Below are 11,748 nucleotides of genomic sequence, written 5' to 3'. Positions count from 1 at the left end.
AACGGGGCTTTCTTATCACAAGATACTTCTTACTTCACTACGCTATTCGTCGCAGGGTCCGGGAAAATCACCGTCGGTTTAAACGACTTCGCTTCCTCAAAATCCATCAGCGCATACGACATGATAATCACAATATCATCCGGTTGCACCTTACGGGCGGCAGCACCATTCAGACAAATCTTGCCTGAACCGCGTTCACCTTTGATAATGTAGGTTTCAAAGCGTTCACCATTGTTATTATCAGCGATATACACTTTTTCTCCCGGAATCATGTTGGCAGCATCCAGCAGGTCTTCATCAATCGTGATACTACCCATGTAGTTCAGATTTGCCTCTGTAACACGTGCACAATGAATTTTCGACTTCAACACTTCAATCATCATAAGGTTTCGTCTTTTAAAATTTAGATTTCTTTATATTTTATATTATCAATCAGTCTGACCTCTCCGCAGAACACTGTGATACAGCCTACTACATACTGAGCATCCTCCCAACTGTTTACCTTTTGCAGCGTGTTTCCGTCAACGATTTCAAAATACTCCAAACGCAATCCCGGAGCAGCCTCTATCGCTTCTTCTACCATCTTCTGCGTCTCACTCACTGTGTGAGAGGTTGCAAAGGTACGACTTTTAAATAATGTCCGAGAAATATTTAAAGCATTTTCACGTTCTTGTGCCGATAAACGTTTATTCCGGCTACTCAAAGCCAGTCCGTCTTCTTCACGAACAATAGGGCAACCTACTATTTCCAGTTTATAATTCATCTGGCGAACCATCTCCCGGATAATTGCCAGTTGCTGAAAATCTTTCTCTCCGAAATAGGCACGATCCGGCTGTATTGCATCAAACAACTTGCTGACAATCTGGCAAACTCCATTAAAATGTCCCGGACGGAAAGCTCCTTCCATTACCGTATCCAACGGAGCATAGCTAAATTCACGCGTATCCGGTTGCGGATACATCTCTTCTACCGAAGGAGCAAAGGCAAATGCCGCACCGCAATCTTCCAACAGGCGGCAGTCAGCATCCAGTGTACGCGGATACTTTGCTAAATCATTTTTATCATTAAACTGAGTGGGATTTACAAAAACACTCACTACTGTTACACCATTCTCACTTACGCTGCGCTTTACCAGTGATGCGTGTCCTACGTGTAAAGCACCCATTGTGGGTACTAGTCCTACCTTCTTACCCTGGGCTCTCAGTACCGTCAATTCGGCCTGTAAGTCCTTGATAGTGTGTATTACTTTCATTTTTGTTAATTGGTTTATGTTTTGGTCGTTTGCAAAAACTCTGCAAAATAAACTAATATTTGCCACATAAAGAAAGAATATGGTATTTAAAGTTCCTTTTTTTTGCTATCTTTGCAGAATATTATAGTGAACTATTGTTATTATGACAAAGGCGAATAAAGTTTTATTTATTACTCAAGAGATTACACCTTACGTTTCAGAATCCGAAATGGCCAATATAGGTAGAAACCTTCCACAGGCAATACAAGAAAAAGGCCGTGAAATCAGGACATTTATGCCTAAATGGGGAAACATTAACGAGCGCAGAAATCAACTGCATGAAGTAATTCGCCTCTCCGGTATGAACCTGATCATCGATGATACTGATCACCCCCTTATTATAAAAGTTGCTTCTATTCAATCCGCACGCATGCAGGTATATTTCATCGACAACGATGACTATTTCCAGAATCGTTTGCAGACAGCGGACGAAAATGGTGTAGAATACGATGACAACGACAGTCGTGCTATCTTCTATGCACGTGGTGTACTGGAAACAGTGAAGAAACTTCGCTGGTGTCCTGACGTTATTCATTGCCACGGCTGGATGACGGCATTAGCTCCTCTTTATATTAAGAAAGCCTACAAAGATGAACCCTCTTTCCGTGATGCAAAAGTTGTATTCTCGGTATATGAAGATGATTTCAAGAATACACTTAGTGATGACTTCGCAACCAAACTGATGTTGAAAGGCATTACCAAGAAGGATTTGGCATCTCTGAAAGAACCGGTAGATTATGCGGCACTTTGTAAACTTGCTGTTGATTATTCCGACGGAATTATACAGAACAGCGAAAAGGTAGACGAATCCATTATTGAGTACGCTCGTCAGTCGGGTAAGTTGGTTCTCGATTATCAGAGTCCGGAAAACTACGCAAACGCATGCAATGAATTCTACGATCAGGTATGGGAAACCACTACAAATAAAGAAGAAGAATAAAAATCTAGATACGACAATCATGAAAGCAAAATATGCCTTAATAGCTTTATTGGCAATCACATTTTTCGGATGCGATGATAGTACAGGTGGCTTGGGATTAGGAATGTTCCCAGGCAATGACCAAAATATCAAAGGAAAGTTATCCACGTTTGATGTAACTACTAAATCAATTCCTACTGGAAAGATCTATGCCAAAACCAACATCGGATATGTTGGAAAGTTCACTGATGAAACATTCGGTACTTATCAGGCAGGATTCCTTGCTCAATTAAATTGTCCGGATGGCTTAACTTTCCCTGAAGTATATACAGAAAAGAAAGATGCTAGCGGTAAAGTTATCTCAGCTACAGGAAAAATGGTTATAACTAATGAAGATGACGAAACGATTGAAATCATTAAGGATGACCAGGGTAATCCTATTGGCAACATACGTACTACCGAACTTTTCTTATTGTATGATAACTATTTCGGTGACTCACTGACTGCTTGTAGATTGAGTGTTTATGAATTGGGTGGAGATAATAAAGAAACACTAAACACTGATAATGCATATTATACAAATATTATTCCTGAAAAATTCTATGATAGTCAGAATCTTTTAGGAACAAAAGCTTATACAGCCGTAGACTACTCCCTATCTGAGGAAGACCGTAATTCAAGTACATACGTACCCTATATTCATGTTGCTTTCAAAGAAGAAAGAGCTAAAGAAGTAGGCAAAAATATTTTAGAAGCATCAAGAGCAGCAGGAGAAAAATTTAACAATCAGTTATTTGGAAAAGCCTTTCCAGGGATTTACGTAAAAAGCGATTATGGTGATGGCACAGTACTTTATGTAGATCAAGTGCAAATGAGAGTAGTATACAAATGTTATGCTACAGATTCCATCACAGGTATTAAATTAAAAATGCAGGATGGAATTAAAGATTCAACCTACTACACTTGGCGTCAATTTGCTTCTACCAGAGAAATTATTCAGGCTAATCAATTGAGTAATGACGAACAAGCCATTAATGAAAGAATAAATGAAAAAACCTGTACTTATTTAAAAAGTCCGGCAGGTATATTCACTGAAGCTACATTACCCATTTCTGACATAGAGAACGAATTAACTGGAGATACATTAAATGCAGTAAAACTGACATTCACTAATTACAATCAATCAAGTGATAAAAAGTTTGGTATGTCTATACCATCTACTGTAATGCTTGTACGTAAAAAATTCCAGGACAGCTTCTTCAAAGACAATAAGTTGAGCGATGGTGTATCTTCTTATCTAACTTCACATACAAGTAGTACAAATCAATATGTATTCAGCAATATCACCAAATTGGTAAATGCCTGCATTGCAGAAAAGGAGGAGGCTAAGAAAGCAAAAGGTAGTGCATGGAATGAAGAAACTTGGTTAAAAGATAATCCAGACTGGAACAAAGTAGTACTTATACCAGTACTTGTAACTTACGACTCTTCAAACACTACAACCGGTCAGGCTAATATCATTAGAATACAACATGACTTAAAACCTGGTTATGTACGCTTGAAAGGTGGAGAAGTTGGAGAAACTTCAGGTGGTGAGAATTATAAGTTGAAGCTTGAAGTTATTTCTACAGACTTCGGATTAACAACTAAGTCAAACTAAAAAATATATAAAAACGGCGCGGGTTACTTCAGTAATTCGCGCCGTTTTTATATATAAAGCCATTAGAAACCAAACAACAAAAACAATTCAATAACGATTACCTTTCATTGGAAGTAATAGCAAACAAGACCTTCTCGGACAATCTCATTCCTATATAAGCTCCTAATATAAAAAAACAACCGTGAGGTGATTCTCATCTCCCCACGGTTATAACCAGTTAATTTACATTTTTTTATTCTTCTTTCTTTGCGGCAGCCTTCTTGCGTGTAGCTTTTGCTTTCGGTTCAGCTACTTTCTTCGGTGCAGCAGCCTTTTTTGCAGCCGGCTTCTTTAGTGCGGGCTCCTTAGCTATCTCTTTTTTTGCAGCAGCCTTCTTGGGAGCAGCAGCTCCTTTTTCAGCCTTAGCCTGCCATTTGGTTACTTCCTTTTGCAGTTCAGCGATTTCCTCACCCTGATTCTTAATCGTAGTCAGCAGAGAGTTCAGTTCTTCATTATCTACGTCAACAGGATACAGTGAATCTACTCGTTTGATAAAGTCGCCCAAGATATTCATGTAGTTAGTGAAGGCATCGTAAGGAGAATCATAGATGCCACGATTCAGCCAGATACCTGTATTCTTGGTAGTCATGAAACGGAAGTTGTTGCTGGCCTGCAGATAATCCCAGTCCTGTTTGATACGACGGTCATCACACAGATGAACACGTTCTGCTACGCTATACAACTTATTGAAAGCCTCACGCTGCAGAATATTACCCAGCCAACTGCTTGTATCTCTCTCTTCGTCTACCCATGACATTGGATAAGGAACATCCAGTTGAGACACTGATTTCAGTTTGGATACAATCTCTGTCGGAGTAGAGAAAGTGATACCTTTCGATTTTGCACATTCAGGCAGTGCCTTCAGGAATTCCAGGATATTGGAAGAAAGTGGCTGAGCCATACCCAATGCACTCAATTCCATAAAGATATTAATCACCTGCTCTTCTTGCGGCAATGCATCAATCCAGCTAATATACTTGTCAGCAAATAATGGATATTCCGGCCATTCCGAATTGGAGAAACGTAATCCTATATCATCAGAAAGTTTAAAATCCCTCAAGAGCAACTTAAGCCCCGGAGCCTGATTACAATGATATACATAATGCGGGCTCTTCCATCCCAAAATGTGTTTAGCACCTTCCGTCAGCATTCCCTTGAAGCCCATAGAGGCCACCATTCCACCTATTTCATCCGAATAAATCAGACTGGAGTTACGAAACACCTTCGGTTCTTTGCCAAACATCTGTTTCATTTTATCACGCTGACGAAGCACTTCTTCACGGAAGCAGTCTTCGTTAGCCAGAGATGACAAGCCATGTGAATAAGGTTCACACAAGAATTCACAACAGCCGGTATCATTCAGCTGATGCAGCAAGTCAATCACTGCCGGAGCATGAATTTCAAGTTGCTCCAAAGCTACACCCGAAATAGAAAGCGCTACTTTGAAAGCTCCTCCCGAGTTCTTCACCATCTCGATCAGCGTACTGAGAGCAGGTATGTAAGACCGTTCGGCAACCTCATTCATACCGGTTTCATTCGCATAGTCGTCATAGTAATAATGATCGGTGCCGATATCGAAAAAACGGTAGCGTTTCAAGTGTATAATCTGATGTATTTCGAAATAAAGACAGATCGTTCTCATAGTCTATATTATTTTATTGTTTACCATAATTTTTAATAACCTCATCATAGATACCGCGGACTTTATATCCCACGTTCTCCCATTTAATCTCATCCACTTCTTTCTTACCCTCTTCCTTCAGATATTCGTACATAGCCGGGTAAGTACAGATAGAATAAATGGCATCCGCCATGGCGTGAATATCCCAGTAGTCCGTCTTGATACACTTATCCAGAATCTCGGCACAACCGGATTGCTTGGATATAATGGAAGGCACGCTGCATTGCATGGCCTCCAACGGAGAGATACCGAATGGCTCGGATACAGAAGGCATAATATATACGTCACTGGCTTTCAGCACTTCGTACACCTGTTTTCCTTTCATAAAACCGGGGAAGTGGAAACGATCGGCGATACCGCGTTCGGCTACCAGGCGGATCATCTGATCCATCATATCACCGCTGCCAGCCATAACAAAACGGACATTACGCGTGCGGTGCAAAACCATTGCAGCAGCTTCTACAAAGTATTCCGGCCCTTTCTGCATGGTAATACGTCCCAGGAAAGTAACGACCTTCTCGCTCGGATTCTTTTGAGGAACGATATCCTGTATCTCTTGTGACAAAGGAGAAACGGCATTATGCACAGTAGACACCTTCTTCGGGTCCTGAAAATATTTATGGATCACAGTCTGACGGGTCAGTTCACTCACACACATGATGTGGTCGGCATTATCCATGCCATTCTTCTCAATGGCATACACTGTCGGATTGACATTGCCGCGACTACGGTCGAAATCAGTAGCGTGCACATGAATCACCAATGGTTTGCCAGACACTTGCTTGGCATGAATTCCTGCCGGATACGTCAGCCAGTCGTGAGAATGAATGATATCAAACTCCTGCTGACGCGCTACCACCCCGGCAACGATCGAATAGTTATTGATCTCTTCATGCAGATTGTCCGGATAACGTCCGGAAAATTCGATGCATCCCAGATCATTCGTATTGAGATAACTGAAGTCAGCGTAGATATGGTCGCGCAAGTCATAGAACAACTGCGGGTCCATATAGCTTCCTACACGTCCTTTCACATAATCCCAACCGACATTCTTCCACACTACCGGTGTGCTGTTCATACCGATAATTCTTAAAAAGCTCTGATCTTCGTCTCCCCATGGTTTGGGAATACAGAATGTTATTTCCAGATCATCCTGCTGAGACATTCCTTTTGTCAGACCATAACTGGCAGTCCCTAACCCTCCTAAGATATGCGGGGGGAACTCCCATCCAAACATTAAAACTTTCATTTTCGTTCCTCCTCTTTTTAATAATACTTAGACAGTAGCTTTAGAATACGCAGTACTTCGGCGACATTCATGGCAAACGATACAGCTCCGCGTCCTTTAAAAGGCGGATTACCATCGAAAAGTTCAGGCAACGAACTGATACAATGAATTGTCAGTTCATCTTCGAGACCAATAAGCTGGCGTTCAATGAACGACAGACCACTCATCTTATAAATTCGCAGATAGGCTTCCATATAGAATCCCATCAGCCAAGGCCAGGCTGTGCCTTGGTGGTAAGCATAGTCACGCTGTATCTGAGGACCAACATAGTTAGGGTTATATCCCCCACTCTTCGGGCTCAAGGTACGGAGTCCCTTGGGGGTAAGCAACTCTTTGGTTGCAATATCGAGCACTTGTTTCTTTTGCGCCCGATCCAGCGGAGAATAATCGAATGCTACGGCGAATATCATGTTGGGGCGTACGCTCCAGTCCATCATATTTCCATCCACATAGTCAAGCAAATATCCATATTCATTGCGGAACACTTCGATAAATGATTTTCCCGTCACTTCTGCCTGCGCATCAAGCGCATCCGCCAGAAGAACGTTTTCACCTTCACGAACCAGATCAGCAACAAAACGAAGCGCATTGTACCACAAAGCATTAAACTCTACGATATATCCCGTACGGGGAATCACCGGATGTCCGTTTACAGTAGAGTTCATCCACGTAATCGCTTTGTCGGTGCCATTAGCGTAAAGCAGTCCGTTTTCATGCAGGAAGAGGTTTTCATGTTTCCGCTGACGGATAAATTCCATGATGTCCTCCAGCAGTTCTCCGTATTTCTGGCGGCATTGTTCGCGGGATGTCTCTTTGGCATACTGCTGCAAAGCCCAAACAGCCCAAAGCAGTACGTCCGGATGTTCCATCTCGTAAATTTTGTATCCAGCCGGTTCATCATTGATGAAACTGCGAATCGCTTTTTCCGCTGTCTTCATCACATCTTCAAACTGGTCCACCTCGTCCAGTGCCAGTGTCAGTCCCGGCAGAGATATAAACATATCGCGGGCACGGCATTTGAACCACGGATAACCGGCAAGGATATAATGTTCGCCATCCTGCTGGTTGTGGAACTGATGAGCTGAGTTTTTCAGACAGTGATAGAAGCTATCGCGAGGCGTACGGTCTGCCACTTCGGCTTCGAACGTCTGTTTCAATCTGCGCGGAGTCACTTCGGAAGTACCCGCAGAGAAAACGATGCTTTCTCCTTTCTTTATATCCACTTCAAAATATCCCGGAACATAGAGGTCTTCGTTGAAATCATAACCTCGTTCCTGTTCTTTCGGATATTCAAATCCACGATACCAATCGGGCTGGAAATGGAATTCGCACGACTTGTTCAACTGCATGAACAGTTCCGGATAACCGGGATACATACAAGTCTTGATCCCATTTTCCACAAGCTGATAATCTCGGCTTGCCTGCGCATTTTCGTGTGTATACTCTCGCACACTCCGGAAAGCGAGGAATGGTCGGAAGCGCAAAGTCGTCGCTGAGTGCGCATCCAACAAAGTATAACGAATCAGGATTCTGTTTTCATGATGTACAAAGATTTTTTCTTTGCGTAACACTACTCCTCCAACACGGTAAGTTGTCGCCGGGATATGTTCACAATCGAACTCACGGATATACTTATGTCCATTCGGACTAAAGTTGTTTCCCTGATATTTATGCAATCCCAAGTTAAACTCCGCACCATGTTGAATTACCGTTTCATCAAGAGAAGATAGCAGCACATGATTTTCATCGTCTATATTGGGAACAGGAATTACCAACAGGCCGTGATATTTGCGTGTGTTACAATCAACAATCGTTGTACAATGATAAGCTCCTGCTTTGTTCGTCCGTAGAATCTCCCTTTGCAGGGTTTCTTCCAGATTCGTCATGAGGGTCTTGTCAAATCGTAAATAACTCATAGTTGTGCATTATTTAAAGGTTAATTATTGGTCACTATCATCCGTATATATCTATTGCTGTTCTGTATATATACCATCCAGAGCACTGTATATATAGGTATAATGCCCAAATGTACAAATTCTAGATAAAAACAAAAATAAAAAGGCTTTTTATTTTCAGTTTTTGTGCAAATATTCGTAGTATTGCGTAAAATATCTAAAGAAAAGAATGTAATGAAGCGAGATATTCAGCGTATCATGCTAGCTGCGGTGGTACCGTTGTTCCTTATTTTTATCCTGTTTCTGCTAAAGTTCATGGAAGTTGGCATGGACTGGGACTTCTCCCACATGGGGGTATACCCTATGGAAAAGCGGGGAATAGTGGGTATTTTTACTCATCCGCTGATACACAGCGGGTTCAGTCATTTGCTGGCCAATACGTTGCCATTATTCTTTTTATCGTGGTGTTTGTTCTATTTCTACAGGGGAATAGCGGGACGTATTTTCATGATTATCTGGATCGGGGCCGGATTGCTGACATTCATGATCGGCAAACCGGGATGGCATATCGGTGCCAGCGGACTGATCTACGGACTTGCCTTCTTTCTCTTTTTCAGTGGCATCCTGCGCAAATATGTTCCTCTGATCGCTATTTCACTGCTTGTCACCTTCCTGTACGGAGGAATCATCTGGCATATGTTTCCTTATTTCTCTCCCGCCAACATGTCATGGGAAGGACATCTCAGCGGAGGAATCATGGGAACACTCTGTGCATTCGGTTTCTTGAACCACGGGCCTCAACGACCGGAACCTTTTGCAGACGAAACGGACGACGACGAAGAAGAAGAATCTCCGGAAGAAGATATCAACGATCACAATACAACCGACTCTACGGATATTACCTCACAAATCCCGGTTACGGCTTATGCAATGCCTCAATCAGCAAGGTGATATTGGCAGTAAACAACCTGACAGAGATAGCTAGCAGAATGATGCCGAAAAACTTGCGGATGATGTAGATTCCCCCCTTTCCGAGAAAACGTTCCACACGTCCGGTCATACTTACGACAAAGTAGACCCACAGCATATTCAATATTAAGGCTATAATAATATTTACGCTGGCATATTCGGCACGAAGCGAAAGTAGCGTAGTAAAAGCTCCGGCCCCTGCCAACAAGGGAAAGACCAGAGGAACAAGCGTCGCTTCTTTAATCGGCCCCTGATTTTTGAAGATTTCTATATCCAGAATCATTTCCAGAGACATGAGAAAGATAACAAATGCACCGGCTACCGCGAATGATTCGATATCTACGTGAAAGAGCTTCAACATCATATCCCCTGCATAGAAGAACCCTATCAGTAAGGCAAAGGAAATAACAGTAGCCTTCGTTGCATTCACATCTTTTCCCTTTTCCTTCAGATTAATAATAATAGGTATAGAACCAATAATATCTATTACTGCAAAAAGTACGATAAACGCACTGATCATTTGCTGCCAATTAAAGCCCGTAAACATAATTCCTCCTTTTTTTTGCAAATATACTCTATTTTTATGCATTCAAACAATAAAAAAAACAAAAAGAACGAGGATATGTTGATAGCAGTGTTCTATTATGAGTAAATTTGTACGATTAATAAGAGAGATTACAACGCATGGAAACAATGTTCGATACTTTGCTCCAATTACCTTTATTTCAAGGTCTTTGTCATGAAGATTTCACTAGTATTCTGGATAAAGTCAAGCTACACTTTATCAAACATAAAGCTGGGGAAACCATCATAAAAAGTGGTAATCCCTGCACGCAACTCTGTTTTCTGCTGAAAGGTGAGCTTTCGATTGTCACTAATGCAAAAGACAACATTTATACGGTAATCGAAAAAACAGAGGCTCCCTATCTGATAGAGCCCCAGTCACTATTCGGCATGAATACCAATTACGCATCTTCCTATGTGGCACATACCGAAGTCCATACTGTATGTATCAGCAAAGCATTCGTACTCAGTGACTTGTTCAAATATGACATTTTCCGCCTCAACTATATGAATATTGTCAGCAACCGGGCACAAAATCTCTATTCCCGTCTATGGGATGAACCGACGCTGGATTTAAAAGGCAAAATTATCCGCTTCTTCCTGTTGCACTGTGAAAAGCCACAAGGAGAAAAGGTCTTCAAAGTGAAAATGGATGATCTGGCACGCTGTCTGGATGATACACGATTAAATATTTCAAAAACACTGAATGAATTACAGGATAGTGGCTTAATCGAGTTACACAGAAAAGAGATTCTGATTCCGGATGCTCAAAAACTACTTTAAGAGATTGATTTTTCGGGTAGAACAATCTAATATAATAATAAGGTAGAATAAACTCAAAAATACAGTCTCCCATTATATCCAAAAGAAAAATCGACCTATTTTTCTAAGAGATTAGTTGAAATACAGCATTACTTTTCATTCTGAAGAGTAAAAAAGACATTATGCAAAATTAAATGATTTTGAAGAAGTTGTAATAGGACTTGGTATTTTCATACCCAAAAGTATATTTTCTACAGTTTCCATAGGCTATTCAAAGGTTATTAAGTACATGTATATTCTTAGACGGTGTAAAGTTATTAATAAAAACGAAAAATACAATATCTTTTTTATTTTAATTATCAATAAGCACTATTTTTTTAGGATATCAATTCTACTAAATAGTTCACAAATTGTCATCTCAAATATTTATACGCTCAACAATGCATTGTGTTTCAAGTATTTACACAATCACATACCAAGTCCTATTACGACTTAGCCCAATTAACCAGTATGATTATAACCTTAAATTAACATTTATGAAAACTCCTAGTAACAAACCTCCGCCTTTCAAAAACGGAGTATTTGCTCTCATTTTTTACTTGCATTTCAGCACAGCTCAGAATAGATATAATATGTATTCTGAGTTCATTATCAACTTCAATACCCCCAATTTAAGAAGA

Annotated in this window: 10 protein-coding genes; 4 read left to right on the top strand and 6 right to left on the bottom strand. The window is 41.0% G+C overall.

Annotation, left to right across the window (positions count from 1 at the left end; all coding sequences use genetic code 11):
- Window positions 1–29: 29 nt before the first annotated feature.
- Together panD and panC are read right to left on the bottom strand one after the other, a co-directional pair.
- Window positions 30–383: an aspartate 1-decarboxylase gene (panD, locus tag BLW31_RS13220; protein ID WP_008759980.1), complete on the bottom strand. Its 354-nt coding sequence runs from the start codon at window positions 381–383 to the stop codon at window positions 30–32.
- Window positions 384–403: 20 nt separating this feature from the next.
- Window positions 404–1,252: a pantoate--beta-alanine ligase gene (panC, locus tag BLW31_RS13215; protein WP_010536904.1), complete on the bottom strand. Its 849-nt coding sequence runs from the start codon at window positions 1,250–1,252 to the stop codon at window positions 404–406.
- A 142-nt stretch (window positions 1,253–1,394) separates the two neighbouring features.
- Between panC and BLW31_RS13210 the strand changes: the two genes are divergently transcribed.
- Window positions 1,395–2,231 carry a glycogen/starch synthase gene (locus BLW31_RS13210; protein ID WP_010536903.1) on the top strand — a complete coding sequence of 279 codons (837 nt, stop codon included), beginning with the start codon at window positions 1,395–1,397 and terminating at the stop codon, window positions 2,229–2,231.
- A 19-nt stretch (window positions 2,232–2,250) separates the two neighbouring features.
- Window positions 2,251–3,870: a BamH family beta-barrel-assembly machinery protein gene (bamH, locus tag BLW31_RS13205; RefSeq protein ID WP_010536902.1), complete on the top strand. Its 1,620-nt coding sequence runs from the start codon at window positions 2,251–2,253 to the stop codon at window positions 3,868–3,870.
- A 232-nt stretch (window positions 3,871–4,102) separates the two neighbouring features.
- Here the strand turns inward: bamH and BLW31_RS13200 are convergent, their stop codons facing one another.
- The 3 genes from BLW31_RS13200 to BLW31_RS13190 are packed head-to-tail and all read right to left on the bottom strand — an operon-like array spanning window position 4,103 to window position 8,794.
- Complete coding sequence (locus BLW31_RS13200; RefSeq protein ID WP_010536901.1) at window positions 4,103–5,551, bottom strand: glycoside hydrolase family 57 protein; 1,449 nt, start codon at window positions 5,549–5,551, stop codon at window positions 4,103–4,105.
- Window positions 5,552–5,564: 13 nt separating this feature from the next.
- Window positions 5,565–6,839 (bottom strand): glycosyltransferase family 4 protein, encoded by a 1,275-nt coding sequence (locus BLW31_RS13195; RefSeq protein ID WP_010536900.1) that lies wholly within the window; start codon window positions 6,837–6,839, stop codon window positions 5,565–5,567.
- Between the two features lie 17 nt (window positions 6,840–6,856).
- Complete coding sequence (locus BLW31_RS13190) at window positions 6,857–8,794, bottom strand: glycogen debranching enzyme N-terminal domain-containing protein (protein WP_010536899.1); 1,938 nt, start codon at window positions 8,792–8,794, stop codon at window positions 6,857–6,859.
- 213 nt (window positions 8,795–9,007) lie between these two features.
- On the opposite strand from BLW31_RS13190, the gene BLW31_RS13185 reads away from it, so the two are divergent.
- Window positions 9,008–9,724: a rhomboid family intramembrane serine protease gene (locus BLW31_RS13185; protein WP_010536898.1), complete on the top strand. Its 717-nt coding sequence runs from the start codon at window positions 9,008–9,010 to the stop codon at window positions 9,722–9,724.
- On the opposite strand, the gene BLW31_RS13180 is transcribed toward BLW31_RS13185, so the two are convergent.
- Window positions 9,690–10,289 carry a MarC family protein gene (locus BLW31_RS13180; RefSeq protein WP_010536897.1) on the bottom strand — a complete coding sequence of 200 codons (600 nt, stop codon included), beginning with the start codon at window positions 10,287–10,289 and terminating at the stop codon, window positions 9,690–9,692. The genes BLW31_RS13185 and BLW31_RS13180 overlap by 35 nt on opposite strands.
- Window positions 10,290–10,426: 137 nt before the next feature.
- On the opposite strand from BLW31_RS13180, the gene BLW31_RS13175 reads away from it, so the two are divergent.
- Window positions 10,427–11,089 carry a Crp/Fnr family transcriptional regulator gene (locus BLW31_RS13175; RefSeq protein WP_010536896.1) on the top strand — a complete coding sequence of 221 codons (663 nt, stop codon included), beginning with the start codon at window positions 10,427–10,429 and terminating at the stop codon, window positions 11,087–11,089.
- Window positions 11,090–11,748 lie beyond the last annotated feature (659 nt).

Origin of the sequence: Bacteroides faecis MAJ27 (assembly GCF_900106755.1) — a bacterium.
In the GTDB taxonomy this organism is placed as follows: Bacteria; Bacteroidota; Bacteroidia; order Bacteroidales; family Bacteroidaceae; genus Bacteroides; species Bacteroides faecis.
The sequence above is the reverse complement of the archived record's forward strand: the minus strand, read 5'-3'. Positions and strand labels throughout refer to the sequence as shown.